This window comes from Sphingomonas sp. NIBR02145 (assembly GCF_027359115.1).
Taxonomy (GTDB): Bacteria; Pseudomonadota; Alphaproteobacteria; order Sphingomonadales; family Sphingomonadaceae; genus Sphingomonas; species Sphingomonas kyeonggiensis_A.
The window spans coordinates 2,600,901-2,625,371 of sequence record NZ_CP114791.1; the positions used below are offsets into that span (position 1 = coordinate 2,600,901).

Annotated in this window: 23 protein-coding genes; 16 read left to right on the forward strand and 7 right to left on the reverse strand. The window is 67.6% G+C overall.

Translation table 11 applies throughout. The annotated features are described in order from the left end of the window. Positions 1–16: 16 nt before the first annotated feature. The 7 genes from O3305_RS11410 to O3305_RS11440 all read left to right on the forward strand — a co-directional run bounded on the left by O3305_RS11410 (position 17) and on the right by O3305_RS11440 (position 6,589). Positions 17–643 (forward strand): CpaD family pilus assembly protein, encoded by a 627-nt coding sequence (locus O3305_RS11410; RefSeq protein WP_311768512.1) that lies wholly within the window; start codon positions 17–19, stop codon positions 641–643. Then, a complete protein-coding gene (locus tag O3305_RS11415; RefSeq protein ID WP_269572680.1) occupies positions 640–1,932 on the forward strand; it encodes a CpaE/TadZ family protein in 1,293 nt (430 codons plus the stop codon). Before O3305_RS11410 ends, O3305_RS11415 begins: the two co-directional genes overlap by 4 nt. A 51-nt stretch (positions 1,933–1,983) precedes the next feature. Then, positions 1,984–2,964: a type II secretion system F family protein gene (locus tag O3305_RS11420; RefSeq protein ID WP_269572681.1), complete on the forward strand. Its 981-nt coding sequence runs from the start codon at positions 1,984–1,986 to the stop codon at positions 2,962–2,964. Between the two features lie 4 nt (positions 2,965–2,968). After that, on the forward strand, positions 2,969–3,976 hold the full coding sequence (locus O3305_RS11425) for a type II secretion system F family protein (protein WP_269572682.1): 1,008 nt from the start codon (positions 2,969–2,971) through the stop codon (positions 3,974–3,976). Positions 3,977–4,043: 67 nt separating this feature from the next. Continuing rightward, positions 4,044–4,616 (forward strand): hypothetical protein, encoded by a 573-nt coding sequence (locus O3305_RS11430; RefSeq protein WP_269572683.1) that lies wholly within the window; start codon positions 4,044–4,046, stop codon positions 4,614–4,616. A gap of 12 nt (positions 4,617–4,628) precedes the next feature. After that, the gene (locus tag O3305_RS11435; protein WP_269572684.1) at positions 4,629–5,138 is read left to right on the forward strand and encodes a helix-hairpin-helix domain-containing protein; all 510 of its coding nucleotides are present in this window, start codon (positions 4,629–4,631) and stop codon (positions 5,136–5,138) included. 176 nt (positions 5,139–5,314) lie between these two features. Further along, the gene (locus O3305_RS11440; RefSeq protein WP_269572685.1) at positions 5,315–6,589 is read left to right on the forward strand and encodes a serine hydrolase domain-containing protein; all 1,275 of its coding nucleotides are present in this window, start codon (positions 5,315–5,317) and stop codon (positions 6,587–6,589) included. 15 nt (positions 6,590–6,604) lie between these two features. Here the strand turns inward: O3305_RS11440 and ppdK are convergent, their stop codons facing one another. From ppdK to O3305_RS11455, 3 genes are all read right to left on the reverse strand, one after another. Beyond that, positions 6,605–9,271 carry a pyruvate, phosphate dikinase gene (gene ppdK / locus O3305_RS11445; protein WP_269572686.1) on the reverse strand — a complete coding sequence of 889 codons (2,667 nt, stop codon included), beginning with the start codon at positions 9,269–9,271 and terminating at the stop codon, positions 6,605–6,607. Between the two features lie 279 nt (positions 9,272–9,550). Continuing rightward, positions 9,551–11,665 carry a glycine--tRNA ligase subunit beta gene (gene glyS / locus O3305_RS11450; RefSeq protein ID WP_269572687.1) on the reverse strand — a complete coding sequence of 705 codons (2,115 nt, stop codon included), beginning with the start codon at positions 11,663–11,665 and terminating at the stop codon, positions 9,551–9,553. Continuing rightward, positions 11,662–12,555 carry a glycine--tRNA ligase subunit alpha gene (locus tag O3305_RS11455; RefSeq protein ID WP_184168989.1) on the reverse strand — a complete coding sequence of 298 codons (894 nt, stop codon included), beginning with the start codon at positions 12,553–12,555 and terminating at the stop codon, positions 11,662–11,664. The genes glyS and O3305_RS11455 overlap by 4 nt, the downstream gene beginning before the upstream one ends. Positions 12,556–12,636: 81 nt before the next feature. Here O3305_RS11455 and O3305_RS11460 point away from each other — a divergent pair, with 81 nt between their 5' ends. The 5 genes from O3305_RS11460 (at position 12,637) to pth (ending at position 16,051) form a co-directional block, all read left to right on the forward strand. After that, positions 12,637–13,536, forward strand: coding sequence for a TraB/GumN family protein (locus tag O3305_RS11460; protein ID WP_269572688.1), 900 nt, complete (start codon positions 12,637–12,639; stop codon positions 13,534–13,536). 204 nt (positions 13,537–13,740) lie between these two features. Beyond that, on the forward strand, positions 13,741–14,070 hold the full coding sequence (locus O3305_RS11465) for an ArsR/SmtB family transcription factor (protein WP_269572689.1): 330 nt from the start codon (positions 13,741–13,743) through the stop codon (positions 14,068–14,070). Then, positions 14,067–14,543 (forward strand): SRPBCC family protein, encoded by a 477-nt coding sequence (locus O3305_RS11470; RefSeq protein WP_269572690.1) that lies wholly within the window; start codon positions 14,067–14,069, stop codon positions 14,541–14,543. Before O3305_RS11465 ends, O3305_RS11470 begins: the two co-directional genes overlap by 4 nt. Positions 14,544–14,777: 234 nt before the next feature. Beyond that, on the forward strand, positions 14,778–15,398 hold the full coding sequence (locus O3305_RS11475; protein WP_269572691.1) for a 50S ribosomal protein L25/general stress protein Ctc: 621 nt from the start codon (positions 14,778–14,780) through the stop codon (positions 15,396–15,398). 83 nt (positions 15,399–15,481) lie between these two features. Next, positions 15,482–16,051, forward strand: coding sequence for an aminoacyl-tRNA hydrolase (gene pth, locus O3305_RS11480; protein ID WP_269572692.1), 570 nt, complete (start codon positions 15,482–15,484; stop codon positions 16,049–16,051). A gap of 61 nt (positions 16,052–16,112) precedes the next feature. On the opposite strand, the gene O3305_RS11485 is transcribed toward pth, so the two are convergent. Next, entirely contained in the window at positions 16,113–16,508 is a 396-nt protein-coding gene (locus O3305_RS11485; RefSeq protein ID WP_269572693.1) for a MerR family transcriptional regulator, read from the reverse strand. A 76-nt stretch (positions 16,509–16,584) separates the two neighbouring features. On the opposite strand from O3305_RS11485, the gene O3305_RS11490 reads away from it, so the two are divergent. Together O3305_RS11490 and O3305_RS11495 are read left to right on the forward strand one after the other, a co-directional pair. Then, entirely contained in the window at positions 16,585–17,565 is a 981-nt protein-coding gene (locus O3305_RS11490) for an aldo/keto reductase (protein WP_269572694.1), read from the forward strand. Positions 17,566–17,651: 86 nt separating this feature from the next. Next, positions 17,652–18,092 (forward strand): GFA family protein, encoded by a 441-nt coding sequence (locus tag O3305_RS11495; RefSeq protein ID WP_269572695.1) that lies wholly within the window; start codon positions 17,652–17,654, stop codon positions 18,090–18,092. Between the two features lie 34 nt (positions 18,093–18,126). On the opposite strand, the gene O3305_RS11500 is transcribed toward O3305_RS11495, so the two are convergent. Together O3305_RS11500 and O3305_RS11505 are read right to left on the reverse strand one after the other, a co-directional pair. Continuing rightward, positions 18,127–19,314 (reverse strand): JmjC domain-containing protein, encoded by a 1,188-nt coding sequence (locus tag O3305_RS11500; RefSeq protein WP_269572696.1) that lies wholly within the window; start codon positions 19,312–19,314, stop codon positions 18,127–18,129. 187 nt (positions 19,315–19,501) lie between these two features. Further along, positions 19,502–20,527: a HupA family protein gene (locus O3305_RS11505; RefSeq protein WP_269572697.1), complete on the reverse strand. Its 1,026-nt coding sequence runs from the start codon at positions 20,525–20,527 to the stop codon at positions 19,502–19,504. 269 nt (positions 20,528–20,796) lie between these two features. Here O3305_RS11505 and ychF point away from each other — a divergent pair, with 269 nt between their 5' ends. Together ychF and O3305_RS11515 are read left to right on the forward strand one after the other, a co-directional pair. Beyond that, a complete protein-coding gene (ychF, locus tag O3305_RS11510; RefSeq protein ID WP_269572698.1) occupies positions 20,797–21,894 on the forward strand; it encodes a redox-regulated ATPase YchF in 1,098 nt (365 codons plus the stop codon). 38 nt (positions 21,895–21,932) lie between these two features. After that, on the forward strand, positions 21,933–23,042 hold the full coding sequence (locus O3305_RS11515; RefSeq protein WP_269572699.1) for a DUF4272 domain-containing protein: 1,110 nt from the start codon (positions 21,933–21,935) through the stop codon (positions 23,040–23,042). A gap of 7 nt (positions 23,043–23,049) precedes the next feature. Here O3305_RS11515 and O3305_RS11520 read toward each other — a convergent pair whose 3' ends face one another. Then, entirely contained in the window at positions 23,050–24,369 is a 1,320-nt protein-coding gene (locus O3305_RS11520) for an acetamidase/formamidase family protein (RefSeq protein WP_269572700.1), read from the reverse strand. Between the last annotated feature and the right edge of the window lie 102 nt (positions 24,370–24,471).

Consider the following 24,471-nt stretch of genomic DNA (forward strand, 5'->3'; position numbering starts at 1 on the left):
GACGAGGAGATCGCCCGTGCTTCCGCGCTTCACTCCCCTGCTCGTCCCGGCGCTGCTGCTCGCAGGCTGCGGCACCTATAATGGCGGCGTCGAATCGGTGCATCAGCCGGTCGTGCAGCGTAACGACTATGTGCTCGACCTGCAGACCACCGGCTATGGCCTTGCCGCCGGCGAGAGCCAGCGCCTGGCCGGCTGGATGTCGGCGATGAACCTGCGCTACGGCGACCGCGTGGCGATCGACGACGGCGCCGCCGGCACCACCGGCCGCCAGGAAATCGCCGCCGAGGCGGGCCGCTACGGCCTGATCCTCGCCGATCGCGCCCCGGTGACCGCCGGCCAGATCGCGCCGGGCACGATCCGCGTGGTCGTCACCCGGATGACCGCTGCGGTGCCGGGCTGCCCCGACAATTCGCGTCCCGCCGAATACACGTTCGAGGCGAGCACCAGCTCCAACTATGGCTGCTCCACCAATGCCAACCTCGCCGCGATGATCGCCGATCCGGCCGATCTCGTCCGCGGCGCGCCCGGCTCGCCCACCGGCGACCCGGCGACCAGCGCCAAGGCGATCGGTGCCTTCCGTACGGCAGCGCCCTCGGGCGCCGGCGGCGCCACGCTGAACTCTGGTGGGAGCACGCCGAAGTGAACGCGCCCTTCAATCCCGCCCGCACCGGGCATCGCGATCCGTTCGTTGCCTTCGTCTGCGACGAGGCGACGGCGGAGATCCTGCGTCCGATCGCCGTCGAGCTCGGCTGGTCGCCGGAAAAGGTCAACAAGGGCGGCCTGCGCAACGCGGTCCAGACCCTGTCGGTCTCGGCCAGCCCGAACATCCTGTTCGTCGACCTGTCCGAGAGCGGCGATCCGCTGAACGACATCAACGCGCTCGCCGAAGTCTGCGAACCGGGCACGGTTGTGATCGCATCGGGCCAGGTCAATGACGTGCGCCTGTATCGCGACCTCGTCGCCAGCGGCATCCACGACTATCTGCTCAAGCCACTGAACCCGGATGCGCTGCGCGATGCCTTCGCCCAGGCGCAGACCGCGCTCAACGCACCAAAGGCCGCCGAGACCGGAGCCGAGCGCGCGCACTGCGCAGTCGCGGTGATCGGTACCCGCGGCGGTGCCGGCGCTTCGACGATCGCGACTTCGCTCGCCTGGCTGATGGGCGAGAAGCAGGGCCGCACCACGGCGCTGCTCGACCTGGATGTGCATTTCGGCACCGGCGCGCTCGCTCTCGACCTGGAGCCCGGCCGCGGCCTGACCGACGCGATCGAGAATCCGAGCCGCATCGACGGCCTGTTCATCGAGCGCGCGATGGTGCGCGCGTCGGACCGGCTCGCGGTGCTCAGCGCCGAGGCGCCGATCCACTCGCCGATCATGACCGACGGCGCGGCCTTCTATCAGCTGCAGGAAGAGATCCGCACCGCCTTCGAGTGCACCGTGGTCGACCTGCCGCGCTCGATGCTGGTCAACCATCCGCACCTGATCACCGATGTGCAGGTGGCCGTGCTGGTGACCGAGCTGACGCTCGCCGCCGCGCGTGACGCGATCCGCATCCTCAGCTGGTTCAAGTCGAACGCGCCGCAGACCCAGGTCATCGTGGTCGCGAACAAAATCCAACAGGCGGGCGTTCTGGAGATCAGCCGCAAGGACTTCGAAGGCTCGATCGAGCGCAAGATCGACTTCCTGCTGCCGTTCGACGCCAAGCTGGCATCGCAATCGGCCAAGCTGGGCAAGCCGCTTGCCGAGGTGGGCCGGAGCAACAAGGGCGTGGCACCGCTGGGTGACCTTGCCCAGCGCATCGTCGGCATCGCCGATTCGGGCACCGATGACGGCGGCGCCAAGGCGAAGGCCAAGGGCGGAAAGCCGGCCAAGGGCGGCGGTTCGCTGCTCGAGAAGTTCAAGGTGAAGATGCCGGTCAAGGCAAGGAAGTAACCTTTGCGCAGCCAGGCTGCGCGGGGATCACACAGGCGGAGTTAGCGCGGCGTGGACATGCTGCCGGTATTGATGCTCGCTGGAGGCACCTTCCTGGTGCTCGTGCTGATGGTGTTCGCCTTTTCGGGCCCATCCGCCGAGCGCGCAGGCGCGCGCCGCGTGAAGACGATGCGCGAGCGCCACGTGGTGAGCGCCGTCGGCGCCAACGCGATGGAAGCGCAGATGCGCCGGGTGGCCGCCGCCCGCGCGACCAAGATGGACGCGACCGCCGCCCGCTTCCTGCCCAATCCGGCCCTGCTCCAGAAGCGCCTGAACATGACGGGCAAGCCATGGACGCTTGGCCAGTATATGATGGTCAGCGCCGGCCTCACGCTGGTGCCCACCGGCCTGATCCTGCTCCAGGGCCTGCCGATCCTGCTGGCGCTGGGCGTCGGCCTATTCCTGGGCGTCGGCCTGCCGCACTTCGTGGTCGGCTTCTTCATCAAGCGCCGCGTCGCCAAGTTCACCTCCAAGTTTCCCGACGCGATCGAGCTGCTCGTGCGCGGCCTGCGCTCGGGCCTGCCGATCACCGAGACGATGGGTGTGGTCGGGCAGGAAGTCGAAGGCCCGGTGGGCGAGGAATTCCGCGCGGTCAGCGACAAGATGAAGATCGGCAAGTCGCTCGACACCGCGCTTCAGGAAACCGCGGACCGGCTCGGCACGCCCGAATTCCAGTTCTTCACCATCACCATCCAGATCCAGCGCGAGACCGGCGGCAACCTGGCCGAGACGCTGGCCAACCTGGCCGACGTGCTGCGCAAGCGCGCCCAGATGAAGCTGAAGATCAAGGCGATGTCCTCGGAATCCAAGGCGTCGGCACTGATCGTGGGCGCCCTGCCCTTCATCGTGTTCACGCTCGTGTGGTTCATCAACAACAACTACATGGCCAATTTCTTCAAGGACGAGCGGCTGATGATGATCGGCGGCGGCGGCCTGATCTGGATGGGGCTCGGTGCCTTCATCATGGCCAAGATGGTCAACTTCGAGATCTGATGCGATGAACGGCGCACCTCCTTCCGGCCCCACGATCATGGGCATCGACATCATCTGGGTGGCATCGATCCTGTCGGCCGTCGCCGCCTTCGCGGTGCTGCTGGCGATCTACGCCGCCACCACGGTGCGCGACCCGATGGCGAAGCGCGTCAAGTCGCTCAACGAACGCCGCGAGCAGCTCAAGGCGGGCATCACCGCCTCCACCTCGAAGCGCCGCGCCAAGCTGGTCCAGAAGAGCGAGACCACCGACCGGATCCGCTCGCTGCTCTCCTCGATGAAGGTGCTGCAGGACAGCCAGGTCAAGCAGGCGCAGACCAAGCTGCTCCAGGCCGGCATCCGCCGCAAGGAATTCGCGGTCGCGGTGATCTTCGGCCGCCTGGTCCTGCCGATCGTGATCGGCGGGCCGATGCTCTATTTCGTCTACGGCACCGAGATGTTCTCGGACTGGAGCCCGATGAAGGCCTATGGTCTGGTCGCCGGCAGCTTCATTCTCGCCTACAAGTTCCCCGACATCTACCTGAAGAACAAGATCACCAAGCGCAGTGCCGCGATCCGCAAGGGCCTGCCCGACGCGCTCGACCTGCTGGTGATCTGTGCCGAAGCGGGACTCACCGTCGATGCCGCCTTCGCGCGCGTCTCCAAGGAACTGGGCAAGGCCTATCCCGAGCTGGGCGAGGAATTCCAGCTGACCGCGATCGAGCTGGGCTTCCTCACCGATCGCCGTCAGGCCTTCGAGAATCTCGCCGAGCGCATCGACCTCGATTCGATCCGCGGCGTGGTCACCACGATGATTCAGACCGAGAAATACGGCACCCCGCTCGCCTCGGCGCTGCGTGTGCTCTCGGCCGAATTCCGCAACGAGCGCATGATGCGCGCCGAGGAAAAGGCCGCCCGCCTGCCCGCGATCATGACCGTGCCGCTGATCCTGTTCATCCTGCCGGTGCTGTTCATCGTGATCCTTGGCCCGGCGGCCTGCTCGATCAACGACGCGCTGATCTCCAAGGGTCCTTAACCAATTTCGGTAGCGCGACCTGCCCGGGCGAGATAGCCTCCCGCCCGACTAAGGGGAGGTCGACTCGATGCATGATTTGCCGTTCCAGACGATCACGCAGCTCGCCGGGCTGGGTCTGACGCTGATCGCCGGCTGGTTCCTGGGGCTCGCCAGCCACAGCGGCAGCCGCAAGTGGCGCCAGCGCCTCGAGGAAGAAGAGATCGACAACGCGGGCTATCGCGACCGCGCCGAGAGCGACCTACGCGACTCCGCCCGCCGCATCCGCGACCTGGAAGCCGAGAATGCGAAGCTGCGCGCAGCTGCACCGGCACCGGTGGCCGAGCCCGTCGCCGCCGCTGCGCCCGAACCCGCACCCCAGCCCGAAGGCCATTCGACCGCAACCGTGGCTGCAGCCGCGGTCGCCGGGGCCGTTGCGGGCGCCGCGGTCACCCATGCGGTGGAATCGCACGAAGCTGCCGCACCAGCCGAAGCGGCTCCCGCCGAGCCGGCCCCCGCTCCGGAACCCGCCGCGCACGCCGAACCCGTGCATGTCGAGGAAGCGCCGGCTGCCGTTGCCCCCGCCGAGCCGGTGGCGCATGACGAGCCCCCGCATGCGGAGCCGGCAGCAGCCGAGCCCGCACACCCAGAGCACGCCCACTAGGATCGCCCGATAATGCCGCTTCCGTTCGAAACCGCGACGCAGTTTGCGGCGCTGGGACTGACTCTGGTCGCCGGCTGGTTCCTGGGGCTGGCCAGCCGTTCGGGCGGGGCGAAGTGGCGCGAGCGCTATCAGGACGAGGAACTCGAGCACGCGCGCACCCGCGACGAGGCCGAGGAACGCATCCGCGCGCTCCAGGCCGAAGTGAAGGCGCTGCGTGGCCAGGTCCCTGCCCCCCCGGTTGCGGCCGACGACAAGCCGGGTGCTGCCTGGCGTGGCTGGTTCGGCTGGGGCCGCGACAATCTGGTGCGGATCAAGGGCATCGACGACGCCCAGGCGAAGCGGCTCAACGAGCTGGGCATCAAGACCTATCGCGAGATCGAGAAGATGGCGCCCGCCGACGAGGCGGCGCTGGAGCAGCGGCTTGAGCTGCCCGCCGGCACGATCGCCGAACAGGGCTGGCGCGAACAGGCCGCGCTGCTCGCCGCCGGCAACGAGCGCGCGCATGCGGAGAAATTCGGCTGATCGCCGCGACTCTCTTCGCCGAACATGGGTACTGAACAGTTTTTTTACGATGCCGATCCGCCCGGCATCGGCTATAGGCGTGCACGGGATCGCTCTTTCGTCGCCGGCATCGATCGCCCGAATCGGACCGGCTTGGCGCGCACCAGCCCAGTGCCTCTGTCTTTCGGAGAAGAGCCGTGAAGTTGCAGCACGTCCTCGTAGCGATTCCCCTTCTTGGCGTGGCGGCGCCGGCCCTGGGCCAGGTTACCGTCCGCCCGCAACTCCAGGTAACCGCCCAGGACCTTCGCCAGGTCTCGCCCCTCGAACTGCGCCAACGCTTTCCGGCGCAGGACCAGCCGGTCAGCCGCCCCTACAAGCTGCGCCCCGCAAGCTCGGGCAGCTGGCTCCCCAAGGGCGGCATCAAGATCAACCAGGAAGCACTCGCCGTCGCGCAGATCGCCCAGAAGGTGAAGACCCAGTTCGCCGGCAAGGCGGTCGGCTGGTCGGTGACGGTGATGGCCCCCGGCGGCGCGACCGCGACCGCCGCGGGCGGTTCGGCGCGCCGCGCCCCCGACCCCAGCCCGCGCGCGATGAGCGACCAGGAACGCATCACCATCGCCAGCGTGAGCAAGACGATCACCGCCGCCACGCTGATGCGGGTGATGGCGCAGAAGAACGTCACGCTCGATGACAAGGCATACAAGTACCTGCCGAGCGACTGGACCTTCGACGCGAAGTTCAAGGAAGTCAGCATTCGCCAGCTGCTGAGCCATACCAGCGGCATCTGGGACGATAATTGCGGGATCGGCTTCGACACGCTCAAGGCCTGCGCGGCCAAGGCGCCGAACATCAACAAGGCCTATCGCTACGCCAATACCAACTACGCCTTCCAGCGCGTCATGCTGGTCCGCATGTACGGCATCACCGCCAGCAGCGGCGCGGACTATGGCGAGCAATATCACCTGATCGTCAATCGCCAGACCTTCAACAGCGCGGGAATGCCCTTCCTCACCTGCAAGTCGCCCCAGCCCCGCCCGGCACTGAGCTACAAGTCGAGCAAGGATAACGGCTCGGGCGCATATAATGCCGACAATTTCGACTTCACGACCGTGCTGCCCGGCCAGGACTGGGGAGACATGACCGCGGTGTGCGGCTCTCAGGGCTGGAACCTGAACTCGCGCGAGCTCGCCTGGTTCATGCACGACCTGATGCTGACCGAGAAGATCCTGCCCCAGGCGACGGTGGACCAGATGCGCGACGGCAATCTGGGGATGTTCTACGCCGATTATGGCGGCGGGCTCACCGCCTATTACCATGGCGGCTACCACCCGGCCGGCTGGAACAAGGGCGAGATCAACACGCTGATCATCACCTACAGCAACGGCATCACCATCGGCGCGGTGATCAACTCGCGCTACAATGGCGACTTCGGCGGCGAACTGGCCGCCGCCGTGAAAGCCGTGATGCCCTGAACCGCGCGCGGCGGCTCAGGCGGGGTTTCGCAACGCCGCCTGAGCCGCCGCCAGCCGCGCGATCGGCACGCGGTAGGGCGAGGCCGACACGTAATCGAGCCTGGTCTCCTCGCAGAACGCGATCGAGGCCGGATCGCCGCCATGCTCGCCGCAGATGCCGAGCTTGATGTCGGGCCGGGTCGCCCGGCCGCGCTCGGCGGCGATCGCAATCAGCTCGCCGACGCCTTCGACATCGAGGCTGACGAACGGATCCTTGGCGTAGATCCCCTTCTCCACATAGGTGGTGAGGAACTTCGCCGCGTCGTCACGCGACACGCCGAGCGTGGTCTGGGTGAGGTCGTTGGTGCCGAAGGAGAAGAAGGCGCCGACCTCGGCGATCTCGCCCGCGCGCAGCGCCGCGCGGGGCAACTCGATCATCGTGCCGACCAGATATTGGATCGTGCGGTCCTGCTCCTCGAACACGTCCTTCGCAGCACGATCTACCACGGCCTTCATCAGGCTGAGTTCCTTGGCGGTGGCGACCAGCGGAATCATGATCTCGGGGATCGGCGCCTCGCCGCTATTCTCGGCGACGATGCACGCCGCCTCGAAGATGGCACGGGCCTGCATCTCGTAGATCTCGGGATAGGTCACGCCCAGGCGACACCCGCGATGGCCGAGCATCGGGTTGAACTCGTGCAGCTCGGCGGCGCGGCGCTTGAGCGTCTCGACATCGAGCCCGGCCGCCGCCGCGACTTCGGCGAACTCGGCTTCCTCATGCGGCAGGAACTCGTGGAGCGGCGGATCGAGCAGGCGGATCGTGCAGGGCAGGCCGGCCATCACCTCGAAGATCTCGACGAAATCGCTGCGCTGCTCGGGGAGCAGCTTCTCGAGCGCGACGCGGCGCCCGGCCTCGTCAGAGGCGAGGATCATCTCGCGCACCGCGGTGACGCGCGACGGCTCGAAGAACATGTGCTCGGTCCGGCAAAGCCCGATGCCCTCCGCGCCGAAATCACGCGCGGTGCGGCAATCGAGCGGGGTCTCGGCGTTGGTGCGCACCTTGAGGCGGCGCTTGGCATCGGCCCAGACCATCAGCGTGCCGAAATCGCCGGCCAGCTCGGGCTGCACCGTCGGCACCGCGCCGAGCATCACTTCGCCGGTCGAGCCGTCGATCGTGACGAGATCGCCTTCGCGCACTTCGCGGCTGCCGACGCGCAGCAGCTTCTCGCGCGCGTTGATCGCCAGGCTGCCGGCGCCCGAGACGCAGGGCCGGCCCATGCCGCGCGCGACCACCGCGGCGTGGCTGGTCATGCCGCCACGCGCGGTCAGGATACCCTTGGCGGCGTGCATGCCGTGGATGTCCTCGGGGCTGGTCTCGACGCGGATCAGGATCACGCTCTCGCCGGCATTGGCGCGCTTTTCGGCCGTGTCGCTGTCGAACACCGCGATGCCCGAAGCGGCGCCCGGCGACGCCGGAAGCCCCTTGGTCAGCACATCGCGCACCGCATTGGGGTCGAGCGTCGGGTGGAGCAGCTGGTCGAGCGCCGCCGGATCGACGCGCAGGATCGCTTCCTCCTGGGTGATCAGCCCCTCGTTCGCCATGTCGATCGCGATCTTGAGCGCAGCCTTGGCGGTGCGCTTGCCCGAGCGCGTCTGCAGCATCCAGAGCTTGCCGCGTTCGACGGTGAACTCGATGTCCTGCATGTCGCGATAGTGCTTCTCGAGCGTCTCGAAGACGGCCGCGAGCTGGGCATAGACCTCGGGCATCGCCTCTTCCATCGAGGCGGGCTTGGCGCCGGCCTTTTCGCGGGCGGCCCGGGTCAGGTATTGCGGGGTACGGATGCCGGCGACGACGTCCTCGCCCTGCGCGTTGATCAGGAACTCGCCATAGTACGCGTTCTCGCCGGTCGAGGGATCGCGGGTGAACGCCACGCCCGTCGCCGAGGTGTCGCCCATATTGCCGAACACCATCGCCTGGACGTTGACTGCGGTGCCCCAGTCGCCCGGAATGTCGTTCAGGCGGCGATAGACCTTGGCGCGCTCCGACTGCCAGGAGCCGAACACCGCGCCGATCGCGCCCCAGAGCTGGTCATGCACGTCCTGCGGGAAAGGCTTGCCCCACAGCTCCTCGACGATCGCCTTGTACTCGGCGACCAGCGCCTGCCAGTCCCTGGCAGTCAGCTCGGTGTCGAGATTGTAGCCGCGGTCTTCCTTGGCGATCTCCAGCGCTTCCTCGAAGCGGCCGTGATCGAGCTCGAGCACCACATCGGAATACATCTGGATGAAGCGGCGATAGCTGTCCCAGGCGAAGCGCTCGTCGCCGCTGATCGCGGCGAGGCCGACGACGGTGGTGTCGTTGAGGCCGAGGTTGAGCACCGTGTCCATCATGCCCGGCATCGACGCGCGCGCGCCGGAGCGGACCGAGACGAGCAGTGGATCACCGGCGTCGCCGAACTTCTTGCCGGTGATGCCCTCGATATGCGCGATGCCGTTGGCGACTTCGGCCTTCACGCTCTCGGGGAAGATACCCCCCTGGTCGTAATAGACCGCGCACATCGGCGTGCTGATCGTGAAACCCGGAGGCACCGGCAGGCCGATCGAGGCCATGCCATCGAGGTTCGCACCCTTGCCGCCGAGCAGGTTCTTGTCGCCCTTGCCTCCGTCCGACACACTCCCGCCGAAGCGGTACACGTACTGCGTCATTCCCGTCCCTTCTTAAGGCTTGGGCAGGCGCGTACCGCAGGTGCGAACAAGGGGAAACCCGCTGACTACGTTGTCAGAAGGCAAGTTTTGCTTGGCCGTGATCAAATCACGGCAAGACACCGGTTACGTAAGATAAATCATTCCTACATCGTGCGCCAATGAGTAAGCATCACCCGCTGATCCCCGGCGAAAGCCGGGGCCCAGGGTTTACCTGCTACATCGCTTGCGACTCTGGGCCCCGGCTTTCGCCGGGGGTCAGCTATGGAGAATGCTCCCGGATCAGCCCTCGATCTTCGAGAAGTCGGCGACGTTGTTCACCGCGTCGCGGATGCGGGCGAGCAGGCTAAGCCGCATCTCGCGCTTGAACTCGTCGGGATCGACCACGGTGACATCGTCGAAGAACTTGTCGATCGGCGCGCGGAGCGAGGCGAGCGCGGCCATCGCCGCTTCGTAATCCTCGGCCTCTACCGCGGCTTCGGCCTTGGGCTCGGCGGCGTCGAGCGCCTCGCGCAGCGCGGCCTCGGCGGGCTCGGCCTCGTAGATCTCGTTGTCCGCGACTTCGCCCGGCGCCCAGCTCTCCTTCTTGAGGATATTGGCGGCGCGCTTGTAGCCGGCGAGCAGGTTGCGGCCGTCCTCCGAAGTGACGAAGGACTGGAGCGCCTTCACCCGAGCGAGCAATCGGACGAGATCGTCCTCACCACCCAGCGCGAACACCGCGTCGATCAGGTCGTGGCGGACACCGGCTTCCTTCTGCTGGACCTTGAGGCGGTCGGCGAAGAAGTCGAGCACGTCCTTGCTGACCGACTTGGTGAGCGGGAAACGCAGGCCATTGTCGAGGATCAGCGCGATCACGCCGAGCGCCGAGCGGCGCAGCGCGAACGGGTCCTTGGAGCCGCTGGGCTTCAGGTCGACGCCGAAGAAGGCGGTGATGCTATCCAGCTTGTCCGCCAGCGCCACGGCCACTGTCACCGGCGCGGTGGGGACGTCGTCGCCCTGGCCGACCGGCTTGTAGTGATCGCGGATCGCTTCGGCGACGGCGGCGGGTTCGCCCTGGGCGGCGGCGTAATAGCCGCCCATCAGGCCCTGTAGCTCGGGGAACTCGCCGACCATGCCGGTGACGAGATCGGCCTTGGCGAGGCGCGCCGCGCGCTCGGCCATATCCGCCAATTCCGTCATCCCGGCGGAAGCCGGGATCTCGTGCGGCTCCTGTCCCGCGCCATCGCCTGAGACCCCGGCTTTCGCCGGGGTGACGATATTGGATTCAACCAGCCAGCGCGCCAGCTTCGCGACGCGGTCGACCTTGTCGGCCACCGTGCCCAGCTTCTCGTGGAAGACGATCTTCTCGAGCTTGGGGGTCAGGTCTTCGAGGCGGGTCTTGAGGTCGGTCTCGTAGAAGAAGCGCGCGTCCGAAAGGCGAGCGGCGAGGACCTTCTGGTTGCCCTCGACGATCTTCTCGCCACCGTCCGCCGCGTCGATGTTGGCAACGCAGACGAAGGCGTTGGCGAGCTTGCCCGCATTATCGCGGCAAACGAAATACTTCTGGTTCACGCGCGCGGTGAGCTGGATCACTTCGGGCGGCACGTCGAGGAAGGCTTCGTCGAAGCTGCCGAGCAGCGGCATCGGCCATTCGGTGAGGCCGGCATTCTCGTAGAGCAGCCCCTCATCCTCGATCAGCGTCAGGCCCGCCTTTTGCGCAGCCATCTTGGCGCCCAGCGCGATGATGTTGCGGCGCTCGGCACCGTCGACGATCACGTGGCAGGCGCGCAGCTTCTCGATGTAATCGGCGGCCGAGCCGATCGTGATCCCGCCCGGGTGGTGGAAGCGGTGACCGACCGTGACCGAGGCGCTCTTCACCCCGGCGATCTCGACCGGCACCAGCTTGTCGCCGAGCAGCGCGATGATGCCCTGGAGCGGACGCACCCAGCGCAGGCTTTCGGTCGAGGACGAGGCAGCGCCCCAGCGCATCGACTTGGGCCAGGGGAAGGCGGTGATCGCGCTGGTGATCGCGCTGGCGAGCACCGAGCCGGCGACGATGCCGGGGCGGTCGATCACCGCGAACAGGACCTTGTTGCCCTTGCCGTCGTCGCGCTCGACGAGCTGCTCGCGGCTGAGGCCGGTCGAGCGCAGGAAGCCCTCGATCGCCTGGGCCGGAGCATCGGCGCGGGGCCCCTTGCGCTCCTCGCTGGCGGCAGCGGTCATCGCCGCGACGCCGCGGACGATCAGCGCGAGGCGGCGCGGGGTGGCGTAGCTCTCGATGCTTTCGAACGGCAGGTTGAGCGCGTTGAGCCGCGCCTCGAACAGCGCGGCCAGATCGGCGCGCGCCTTTTCCTGCATGCGGGCGGGAATTTCCTCCGAGCGGAGTTCGAGCAGGAAGTCTTCGGTCACGGCAGTCATACCGTCCACTCCGGGTATTTGGCTTGCCAGGTGGGCGTCATGTGCTGAATCCACGCTTCGCAGCTGCCCTTGGCGAGGTCGCGCACGCGGCCGATATAGGCCTGGCGCTCGGCGACGGAGATCACGCCGCGGGCCTGGAGCAGGTTGAACAGATGGCTGGCCTCGATCGCCTGCTCATAGGCGGCGATGGGCACGTTGTTCGCCAGGCAATTCTCGCACTCGGCCACGGCCTTGCGGAAGCCCTCGAACAAAGTCTCGGTGTCGGCGACCTCGAAATTGTACTTCGACATCTGCTTCTCGTTCTCGAGAAACACGTCGCCATAGCTCACGCCCTGGTCGTTGAAGGCGAGGTCGTACACGCTGTCGACATTCTGGATGTACATCGCCAGCCGCTCGAGCCCGTAGGTGAGCTCGCCGGCGACGGGCTTGCAGTCGAAGCCGCCCATCTGCTGGAAATAGGTGAACTGGGTCACCTCCATGCCGTCGCACCAGACTTCCCAGCCCAGGCCCCAGGCACCGAGCGTGGGCGATTCCCAATCGTCCTCGACGAAGCGGATGTCATGCTTGGTGAAGTCGATACCGATCGCGGCGAGGGAGCCCAGATAGAGGTTCTGCAGGTCGCTCGGGCTCGGCTTCAGGATCACCTGATACTGGTAGTAATGCTGGAGCCGGTTCGGGTTCTCGCCATAGCGGCCGTCGGTCGGGCGGCGGCAGGGCTGGACGAAGGCGGCGTTCCACGGCTCGGGGCCGAGGGCGCGCAGGGTCGTCGCCGGGTGGAAGGTGCCCGCGCCCATGCGCATGTCATAGGGCTGGAGGATCACGCAGCCCTTCTCCGCCCAATAGTCATGGAGCGTGAGGATCATGCGCTGGAAGCTGAGAGGCTGTGCCATAGGCCTGCGCTTTGGCGTCTCCTCTCCTGACGGTCAATGCCGGTGCTGGATCGTGCAGGCTTTCGCGGCTACCGCTTCGGGATGACCGGTAGCCAAGTGATACGCCGCCTGATCCCCGCGCTGATGGCGCTAACCCTTTGGGGCTGCGGGCAGAAGGCGCCTGCCCCGGCTGAGAAGGCCGATCCGGCTTTGTGGGTGGTCAAGGACCACGACACCACCATCTACCTGTTCGGCACCGTCCATGTCCTCAAGCCCGGCATCAACTGGTTCCAGGGCGGGCTCAAACAGGCGTTCGACAAGGCCGACACGCTGGTGCTCGAACTGGTGATGCCGCCCGATGCCGAGATGCAGGCGATCGTCGCCGAGTTGGGCACCGCCGCCGGTGGTCCGCCGCTGACCGAGCAGCTGCCCGCCGCCGAGGCCGGGAAGATGCGCGCGGCGCTGCCCAAATTCGGCATGGCACCCGATTCGCTCGACCGGGCCGAGCCGTGGCTGGCCGCGACGCTCCTGTCGGTGCTGCCGCTCAAGCAGCTGGGATATGACGACAAACAGGGCGCCGAGCTGACCCTGACCAATGCCGCCAAGGCCGCGGGCAAGAAGCTGGAGGGGCTGGAGACCGCACGCCAGCAATTGGGGTATTTCGACGCCCTGCCCCTGCCCGCCCAGCGCAAGCTGCTGGTCGAGACGATCGACGATTTGCCCGAGGCCGGGACCAAGATCGACCAGGCCGTCACCGCCTGGCGCAAGGGCGATGCCGATGGGCTGGCCCGGCTGGTCAATGCCGACATGGCCTCCGCCCCCGAAGTGACCGAGGCGCTGCTCGTTCGCCGCAACCGCAACTGGGCCGACTGGATTTCCCAGCGAATGCAACAGCCTGGCACGGTGTTCGCCGCCGTGGGGGCCGGGCATCTGGCCGGCGATGCCAGCGTGCAGGCGGAGCTGGCGAAGCGCGGGCTGAAGGTGGAGCGGGTGCGATATTGAGCCCTCCCGTTCCCCGGCGAACGCCGGGGCCCAGGGTTTCTCTGCCGTCCCGCTTTTGACCCTGGGCCCCGGCGTTCGCCGGGGAGCAGCAAAGGTGAGGCTTCCACACACAATCATACACTCAAGTGCGCAAAGGTTGCGCGGTTGCTTGACTCCGGCCCGATTACTATTTAACCAATAGGTTATATAGCTAAAAGGTTAGATATGGACGCCCTGAGCAATACCTTCGCCGCCCTGGCCGATCCCACCCGCCGCGCGATCCTGGCGCGGCTGGCGCTGGGAGAAGCCAATGTGGGCGAGATCGCCCAGCCCTTCGCGATCAGTGGCCCGGCGGTGACCAAGCATCTCAAGGTGCTCGAACAGGCCGGGCTGATCTCGCGCAGCCGGGTGGCGCAACAGCGCCCCGCCAGGCTGGAGCCCGAGGCGCTCAGGGCGGCGAGCGAGTGGCTGGGCGAATATCGGCGGTTCTGGGACGCGAAGTTCGATGATCTGGACGCCTATCTGGCGAAACTGCAGACGGGAGAGACGGAATGAACGCGAATGTTGGCATTGGCCGGGAAGTGACGATCGACCGCGTCTTCGCGGCCCCGCGCGAACTTGTCTTCGATTGCATGACCCGAAGCGAACATCTCGAAAAATGGTGGGGCCCGCACGGGTTCGACGTGCCGTTCTGCGAGAGCGATGCCCGCCCGGGCGGCAGTGTCCGCATCGATATGCGGGGCCCGGAACCGTACGGTACCAACCCGGTGCAGGGCGAGTTCGAGGTGGTCGACCGGCCCGAACGGCTGGTGATGGTGCTGCGCGGCTTTCCCGGCGAGGACGGCAGCTGGGGGATCGAGCACCGCACCACCATGGTCTTCACCGACGCGCCCGAAGGCGGCACGCGCATGCAGATGTCGACGGTGGTGCTGCAGGTGAGCGAGGCGCTGCTGCCGGCGCTGGACGGAATGCGCGAAGGGTGGAGCCAGAGCTTCGAGAAGCTGGAAACGCTGCTGCGCCAACTTTAGGGACCAGTGCGCATCATCCCGGCGAAGGCGGGAATCCATTCAGGCTGACGGTGCGGCGCTTTCCGCACGTTCAGCGGCAATGGATCCCCGCCTTCGCGGGGATGACGGTTATGGGATGCATGGCGACTCTCCTTGCTTTCCCCTGCCCCCTCCGCTATGCGCGCGCCTTCCGTGCCAGGGTCATCCCTGGAGGCCTGGCCGGATTGAACTAACTTTAGCTGATTGGAACGACACATGAGCGATACGCTTACGCTGTCGGCCGAGACGCGCGAGCAGGTTGGCAAGGGAGCCTCCCGCGAGCTTCGTCGTAATGGCCGCGTCCCCGCCGTAATCTACGGCAACAAGCAGGACCCGAAGAGCATCCACGTCGAGGAGCGCGAGCTCTATCGTCTGCTGATGACCGGGCACTTCTTCAATTCGGTCGTCATGATCAATGGCGAGCGCACCCTGCCCAAGGACGTGGCTTTCGACCCCGTCACCGATCGTCCGGTGCACGCCGACTTCCTGCGCATCAGCGAGCACGCGACCGTGCACGTGAACGTGCCGATCGTCTTCACTGACGAGGAAGAGGCCCCCGGCCTGAAGCGCGGTGGCGTCCTGAACGTCGTCCGTCACGAGCTCGACCTGGTCGTCGACGCCGCCGAGATCCCCAGCGAGATCACCATCTCGCTCAAGGGCCTCGAAGTCGGCGATTCGCTGCACATCTCGGCAGTGACCCTGCCGAAGGGCGCGACCTCGGCGATCACCGACCGCGACTTCACCATCGCGACCGTGGTTGCTCCGTCGGCGCTCAAGTCGAGCGAAGGCGACACGACCACGACCGAAGCGGCCGAAGGCGAGGAAGCCGGCGAGTAATCGCCCCTTTTCGAACTACGGCTTCAAAAAATCGCCTCCGCATCCTAGGTGCGGAGGCGATTTTCGTTTGAGCAGGAATTGAGATGCAGCTGTGGGTCGGCCTGGGCAATCCGGGCCCGCAATATGCGATGCACCGGCATAATGTGGGCTTCATGGCGGTGGACGCCATTGCCGAGACCTATGGCTTCACGCCCGAGAAGAAGCAGTTCCAGGGCTGGACCCGCGAAGGGCGGATCGGCAGCGAGAAGGTGGTGCTGCTCAAGCCGGGCACCTTCATGAACGAGAGCGGCCGATCGGTGCGCGCGGCGATGGACTTCTACAAGCTCACCCCGGAAGACGTGACGCTGTTCCATGACGAGCTCGACCTGGTGCCGATGAAGGTGAAGGTGAAGCGCGGCGGCGGCACCGCGGGGCATAACGGCCTGCGCTCGACCGACAAGCATCTGGGGCCGGACTTCCGCCGCGTGCGGATCGGCATCGGCCATCCCGGGCACAAGGACCGGGTGCACGGCTATGTGCTGGGCAACTACGCCAAGAACGAGCTCGACCCGCTCGCCGACATGCTCGGCGCGATCGCCGCCGAGGCGAGCTGGCTGGCGGCGGGGGACGATGTGCGGTTCATGAACGACGTGGCGATGCGACTGCAGGATTGATTGCCGCCAGCGGTTGTCGATGCAGCGGGACCCCGGCTCAAGGCCGGGGTGACCGAGATCGTCAGCAGAGATAGTCGGCCAGTTCCGGGGCGTCGCCCGGCTGGCCTGCCTCCACCCAGGCGAGCTTGCCGGTGAGGAACCCCAGCGCGGTATCGATGGCGGCGCGCCGCTCCTCCAGCCGCGCGATCTGCTCGCGCAATATCTCTGCGGTCCGTTCGGGCGAGCCGGCGCCCGCGCGATATTCGGCATTGAGATCCGCGATCTCGCGCAGCGAATAGCCCAGCGATTGCTGGAGCCGGATCATCCGCGCCGCCGTAACCTCCGCCCGGCCGAAGAGCTGATAGGGATTGGAGCCCCCCTTCGCGCTGCGCTCCGGCCGCAACAGGCCCTTGGAGACATAGAAGCGGACCGTCTCGGGAGACAGGCCGGTTACACTGGCGAATTGCGAGATCAGCATCGGAAAAGCGCCTTGACCCTGTACTAAGCTACGCACTTATGGGCGGGGCTCCTCGAAATTTGGAGTCCTTTCCGCCATGACCCCTCCCCCTTCCCTGCCGCAGTTGCGCCTGGGCGCCGATGGCCCGCTCATCGGGGCGCAAGGCCTTGGCTGCATGGGCATGAGCGAATTCTACGGCGCGACCGATGAAGCCCAGGCCCGCGCCACGCTGGAGCTGGCGCTCGAACGCGGCGTCACCCTGTTCGACACGGCGGACATGTATGGCCTGGGCGCGAACGAGAAGTTCCTGGCGCCCTTCCTGCGCGCGCATCGCGGCAAGGCGCTGATCGCCACCAAGTTCGGCTATGCCCGCACCGTGGAACGGCCCGATGACTGGAGCCTCGACAATCGTCCGGCCTTCATCCGCACCGCGGTCGAGAACTCGCTGCGGCGGCTCGATGTGGAAGCGATCGACCTCTACTACATGCACCGGCGCGATCCCGCCGTGCCGCTGGAGGATTCGGTGGGGGCGATGGCGCGCCTCGTCGAAGAGGGCAAGGTGCGCTGGCTGGGCCTGTGCGCGGTAAGCGCCGGAGAACTGGAGGCGGCCCATGCGATCCCCCCCATCGCCGCGCTGCAATCGGAATGGTCTGTCTTCACCCGCGGGATCGAGGCCGAGGTCGCGCCGGTCGCCGCCCGGCTGGGCGTGACGCTGGTGCCCTATTCGCCGCTGGGGCGCGGGATGCTGACCGGCCGCGACTTTGGCGCCGCGCTGGCAGCGGGGGATGCGCGCCAGCATTTCCCGCGCTTCTCGGCGGACAATCTGGCGGCGAATGCGCGGCTGGTGGCGGAGATCGAGCAGCAGGCCGACGCGATGGGCGCGACTCCGGCGCAACTGGCGCTGGCATGGCTCCACGCAAAGGCAGCGGCGCTGGGCGTGAAGGCCGTGCCGATCCCCGGCACGCGCAGGCCCGCCCGGCTGGAGGAAAACCTGGCCGCGCTGGCGCTGCATCCGCCCCGGGAGGCGCTGGACGCCCTCGATACGCTTGCCGATGCGGTGCAGGGCATCGCGATCTGAACAAATCCGCCGGGAGAGCCGGTTGTGCCTTGCCTCAGGAGCATGGCCGGCTATCCCCGCGCTCCATTTCATCGAAGAGGAATTTCATGCCGGTCACCGGAGGATGCCGCTGCGGCGCCGTACGCTACACGATCGATCTCGAGGCACTGCCGCTCAGCTATGCCTGCCATTGCCGCGACTGCCAGACCTGGAGCGGCGGCGGCTTCGCGCTGCACGCGCTGCTTCCCGAGACGCTGGTGACGATCTCCGGCGAGGCTGCCGATTTCCGGATCGGGGCGGACGAGGCCATGGCATCCGAGCATATCGGCTGCCCGGCCTGCATGACCCGCATCGCCAATCGCAACAGCGCGGTGCCGGGCATGGTGATCCTGCGGGCGGGAACGCTGGATCGCAGCGACGAACTCACCCCGGCCGCGCATATCTGGACGAGCCGCAAGCAGCCCTGGCTGGACATCGGCGACACGCCGCACTTCGCGGAGACACCCAGCCCCGCGCAATTCGCGCAGGCGCTCGGCCTGGGCCAGTGACGGGATGATCGGTCGCCCGCTGCAGCGCGGCCGATCAGAGTTCCGGCCGGTAAGGCTGGAGCAGGCCCAGCCGGACCAGCTGGGCGAGCAGCGCGCCGATCTCGGCTTCGGGGTGATGCGCGAAGCGGGCGCGGAGCTCCTGGACGCTGACCGCCGGGCGGGACAGCGCATAGTCCGCGGCATCGGCGATCGGGCCGAGCGGCTGGTCGCCGGCGCCGGTGCGCAATGTCGCGCCGGTCTCCAGCCAGGCGACCGAGGCGGCGCGATCGGTGCGCGCGTAGAAATCGAGCATCGGCCGCTCGGGCAGCGCGAGGTCCCGGCCGGGGGCTGCGAGCTGGCGCTGGCGGAGCGTCACTTCCTCGAGCAGCGCGCGGCTGCGCGCGAGCTCCGACAGCCGCGCGCCGAGGGCCGCGAGCTGGCCGGCCAGCGCCTGTCCGTCCTGGGCGCGGGCATCGGCGAGATAGGCGCGGAAGGCCGGCTCGCGCAGCGCCATGTCCTGGAGCAGCTCGAACAGCAGCTTGCCCGAATGCGGGGTGATGCCGAGCGTGAGGTGGAGCGATTCGGTGGAGCTGGCCAGCGCATCGTGGAAATAGCCGCGCGGGATATAGAGCACGTCGCCGGGACGCAGCGTGACGTCCATCAGCACCGGCCCCTTGGCGGCATCGATCCGCGCCTGGGCATCGTCGCCGGTCAGCGGCTCGAGCGGATTCTCGGCGCGATTGGCATAGATCCGCCAGCGCTTCTCGCCGACGCAGTGGATCGCGAACACCTCGTGCAGGTCGCAGTGCGAGGCGAAGGCCTGGATGCCCTGGAAGGAGCAATAGAGATTGGCCTCGACCCGCGCCGAGAATTGCCGGGCGAGCGCATCGGTGAGCGCGCGGATCTCGGGCGCGACCTGCTCGACCGCATCGGCGACCAGGCTGGCGCCCATCGCCAGGAACATCTCGACCTTGGCCGGATCGGCGAACCGGCGGGTGCCGCCGCGGCCGGGAACCGCGTCCATGTAGAAATCAGGCGCGACCGGCGCGCTGTTCAGCAGCAGCTTGATATGCTCCGGCCCCCAATGGGTCCGCACGCCGAGCAGCTGGTTGAGCCGTTCCCAGCCGATGACGGCCGCGCGGTTCGATCCCGCGGGCGCGGGAATATGGACCGGCTTGCGGCCCCAATAATCGGCAAGGAAGTGCTCGGGCGCCAGCGGCGCGATCAGCTCGGCGAGTTCCACCCGTGCACGCTAGCGGGTGCGGGCGCCGTTTGTCGATGGCGCCGACGCTGGTGGCGATCTCGGTCGGCGCGTTCGACGCAGAAGAAGCGGGACCCAGGGTCGAGCCCGGGGTGACGGAGAAAGGGGCACAAACAAAAGGGGCCCCGGCGAACCGGAGCCCCTTTCCTGTTTTCGCGACGTTGCCGGCTTACTTCTTGCCGACGACCACGCCGATCAGGCGCTGCTGGGCGCCGCCGATCGTGCCCGAGGCCGAGAAGACCACGCCGACCTGCTCGCCCTGCGAGCCGAAGAAGCCACCCGCCAGCGTGCCGGTGAGCGGGCTGGTGTTGGTGAAGCTGCCGGTCCACTGGTTCTGGCCGACCGGGATCGCGCCCTGGGCAGTGAAGTTGGCATAGGCGACCGGGGTACCGCCGCCGGCCGGGATGGTGCTGAGCGTGAAGGTCATGTCGACCACGCCGGTGGCGAAGTTCACGCTGGTGGTCACCGTGCCGCTGACCTTGTTGATCGCGGTGCTGGTGCCGCTGGTGCTGACCAGACGGCCGGTCATGCGGCTGGTGTACGACACAGTGCCGGTGGTCGGCATGTCCGACGTCGCGGTCGAGAAGCCCCAGGCGGTGTAGGCGAGACGCTTCTGGCCCGCGGTCGAATCGCCGCGCCACCAGTTGGCCCAGCTGACGCGGCTGAGCGCCAGAGCGGTGTCGCTGGTCGGCCCGACGCCGGTGCTCGACACGGCGGTGACCACGTTGTTGAGATACTCGACCTGGTCGAACTTGCCCGCGGTGGTGGTGTCGTCGCGGCGGAAGACGAACTCGGTGTTGGCCGGGACCGCATTGGCGGAGAGCGTCGCGGTGCAGGTCTGGCCGGTCGGCACGCAGAAGCGCGCTTCCTCGGTGTTCTCGCGCATCACATAGGTGCCGGTCGCGATCGCGGTATCGGTGGCGAGGCGCACGCGGCTCGACAGCGTTTCGGTGTTGGCGGCGCCGAGGGTGACCGCGCTGGTCGCCGGATCGCCGGTGTAGCTGGTCGCGGCGCTGAAGGTGTAGAACTCGGTCGGCGCGGTCAGCGGGAAGCTGGCATAGGTCGGCGACGCGGTGGGCGTCGGGGTAGGCGTGGCGGTCGGCGTCGGAGTCGCGGTCGAGCTATTGCCGCCACCGCAGCCCGACAGTGCAACCGTCGCGGCAAGCGCGCTCATGAACATGTGACGGCGAATCATTCCCTGCTCCTCAAAACACACGGGCACCGAAAGGGGTTTGCCCCTGTACCCCAGATGAATGGCCCTCAGTCAAGCCATGCCGGTTCCGGCTAATCCGGACCCAATACGGCGCTTTGAGGGCCTTGGAAAACGAAACCGCGCATGTCGGTGTTCGTCCTCCGTCGTGACGGAGACGGAGCCGCGGCGGACGTTCCGCAAGCCCGTGCTGGCAAAAGCGGCGCTTTGCCTCTATCGGGCGCCTTTCCCCAATTCACTGGAACAGGCTTCACATGGGTTTCCGCTGCGGCATCGTCGGGCTTCCGAACGTTGGCAAGTCCACGCTCTTCAACGCGCTGACCGAGACGGCGGCTGCGCAGGCGGCGAATTATCCGTTCTGCACTATCGAGCCGAATGTCGGCAATGTCGCCGTGCCCGATCCCCGGCTGAACAAGCTGGCCGAGATCGCCGGCTCGCAGAAGATCATCGAGACGCAGCTCGGCTTCGTCGACATCGCCGGCCTGGTGCGCGGCGCGAGCAAGGGCGAGGGCCTGGGCAACCAGTTCCTCGGCAATATCCGCGAGGTGGACGCGATCGTCCATGTGCTGCGCTGCTTCGAGAATGACGACATCCAGCATGTCGACAACAAGGTCGATCCGATCGCCGATGCCGAGACCGTCGAGACCGAGCTGATGCTCGCCGACCTGGAGAGCCTCGAGAAGCGCGTGCCGAACCTGCAGAAGAAGGCGGCGCAGGGCGACAAGGAGTCGAAGGTCGGCGCGAGCGTGCTCGGCCAGGCGCTCGACCTGCTGCGCGACGGCAAGCCCGCCCGCCTCACCGCGCCGAAGGACGCCGACGAGGAGCGCGTGTTCAAGCAGGCGCAGCTGCTCACCGGCAAACCGGTCCTGTACGTGTGCAACGTCAACGAGGAAGACGCGGCGAACGGCAACGAACTGTCGGCCAAGGTGTTCGCCAAGGCCAAGGCCGAGGGCGCCGAGGCGGTGGTCGTCTCGGCGGCGATCGAGGCCGATATCGCGACGATGCCGGTCGAGGACCGCGCCGAGTTCCTCGGCGAGCTGGGGCTGGAGGAGACCGGCCTCGCCCGCGTGATCCGCGCCGGCTACAAGCTGCTGCACCTGCTGACCTTCTTCACCGTCGGCCCCAAGGAAGCGCGCGCCTGGACGGTGGACGAAGGCGCCACCGCGCCGAACGCCGCCGGCGTGATCCACAGCGACTTCGAGAAGGGCTTCATCCGCGCCGAGACGATCGCGTACGACGATTTCGTCGCGCTGGGCGGCGAAGCCAAGGCCCGCGAGGCCGGCAAGCTGCGCGCGGAAGGCAAGGCGTACATCGTCAAGGACGGTGACGTGATGCACTTCCTGCACAGTTGAGCGTTAGGCCCATCGCTATCCACTGAGAGGGGAATTCGATGGGCCTGTTGGACAAGTTGCTGGGGCGCGGCGCGGCGGAGTCCGAACCGGCGGCGCAACCGCTGCCGGCAGACGATGAGGGCGTGCTGGTCAACGCCTATGCCACCGTGCGCGACCTGCCGCCGCTGGGCTTCGCGCATGTATTGCACAACCGGCGCGACCTGTCCGATCCCGAGCTGGCGCCGCATCTCGACGGCTTTACCGGCTATGTGATGGGGCGCGGCGACGGCCAGATGACCGCGGCGCGCTATCATCTGTGGCGGCATATCCAGCGGGTGCGCCACCAGATCAGCTTCTCGGTGGCGGCCGACGCGTTCGGCGAGATCGCGCAATGGGCGCGCGACGCCAACGCCGTGTTCTTCCTGCCCGACGGTTCGGTGCGCGCGCCGGACGGGGCGGTGCTGATCGACGGCGCCGGTGCGAGCGATCCCGCCGCCGCCCTGCCCTACCAGCCCGACGCCGTGGCACGCCGCGAACACACGCTGGCGGCCCTCGCCGGGATCGAGCCGCGGCCGCCCGCCAGCATGCCGCCCGCGCTTGGCGAGGCCGAGGTGGTGCTGCGCCCGGCGGCGGCGGTGCTGCGGCGCGCGTTGGCGCTGACTTGCGTGGCAGTCCATGCCGAGAATCTGGGTGCCGGCGACGACGACATCCGCCCCCGGCTGCGCGAGGCGAACCCTGTCGGCATGGCATCGCTGACCCCGGAGGAAGCGGCCTTCCTCGAGGCCGACGCCCCCGATGCGCAGACCGTCAGCAAGATGGGCTGGCGCTACGAAGCGCTGAACACGCTGCTCTGGGCGCTGGGCAATCCGGCCGGAAAACTCGACTCCAGCGACCAGATTGCCGATGCCGGCACGCTTGCACGCGCCGTACTCGAGCTCGCAGAGGCACCGGCGGCCGATCCGCAGCTTCGCCCCGTTCCGGAGATCCTCGATGCGCTCGACCGGACCTGGCGCCAGCACTGGATCGTCCGCCAGGCACACCAGCAGGGGACCCAGCCCGAGGGGCTGAGCCCGGACATCATCATGGAACGCCATGTCGCGCTCAACTGGCTGACCGGGTTCCAGCAGGCGCGCGGCACCGAATGGGACGATATCGACACGCCGAGCTGAGCGGCCCTCAGGGCTTCCTCGCGCCCGGCAGCGTGGCGAGGCGGGCCTTGGGGATCTTGAGGACCATGCCCGCGGCACGGCCCGGCACCGCGCTGACCCGATATTCGGCGGCGGTGCCGTAGATCTGGGCGATGTCGGCGGGCGACAGGCCGTACTCGGCCGACAGCCAGGCGAACATGCTCGACGAGGCGGTGCGGAATGACGCGTCGAGCGAGCCGTCCATGCCGATCGCGACGAGGTGGGTCGACGTCTCGATGCGGACCTGGCCGGCGCTCTTGCCGCGGACGAGATCGACTTCGACCTCGACGTCCATCGACGTCTCGAGCGCGTCGCCGGTGGTCTCGCCGTCGCCCTGCGCCGCATGCGCATCGCCGAAATAGAGCAAGGCGCCAGGCACCGCGACCGGGAGATAGACGGTTGTCCCCTCGCCCATCTCGTTGAAGTCCATATTGCCGCCGAACCGGCCGACATCGCCCGAGCCGGGCGCGGGCGAGCGGGCATCGACCGCGACGCCGATGCCGCCGAGCATCGGCCTGACCGGCACCCAATAGCCCTTGAGCGCATCGCCCGGCGCCTCGGGCGTGGCGATGCCCTTGTCGCGGTCGAGTCGCCAGGTGACCGGCTTGCCCGTCCCCGCCAGGCGGACCGCGGTGCGCGCGTCCTGGCCGCGCTCGGTCATGCCGTTGGTACTGATCGCGGTATCGCGGTTGAGCCGGAGCTTGCGGATGCGGACGACCAGCGTGTCGCCGGGCATCGCGCCGTCGATATAGAAGGGACCGGTCTGCGGATTGCCGGGCGCGGCGCGGCGGACGCCGTCCGCATCGATGCCGGCGGCATCGATCGTGCTGGTGTGGATCGTGTCGCCCGGATTGACATGGAGCGCGGGCGGATTGGACGGCGAGAACTCCCGGTAGAAACGCGTCGGCACGAATTCGTGGCGCATCGGCGGCCGGGCCGCGGGCTCGGACGGGCGCTCGGCGGTAAAGCGCAGGCGGTGCGGGATGCGCTTCGGCTCGGATCCGTCGACCAGCAGCATCTCGCCGGTGATCCGCCCCTTTACCAACCGCGCGGTGACATCCTCCGAGCCGCCGACGCTGTCCCTGGCCAGGAAGCGGATCTCGTTGCCCTTGACCGTGCCGGTGAGCACGTCGCCGGTCAGGTCGCCGGTGATCGTGGCCCCGTCCTGCCTGAGATTGAGCGTCCAGACGGTGGGCGTGCCGAAATAGTCGACGGTGACGATCCAGCGCCCCGCGACCCGCTCCTGCGCCTGCGCCGCTGCCGGCATCGCGCAGACCAAAGCCGCCGCACTCCACAAACCACCCCGCATATCGCCCTCCCTGCGACTTCGTTTCGATGAAGCAATGGTTTGAAGACTGAACTTCAAATGAACCGCGGGCGGGTTCGCGACGGCACGGCTTGCGCTTGCGGT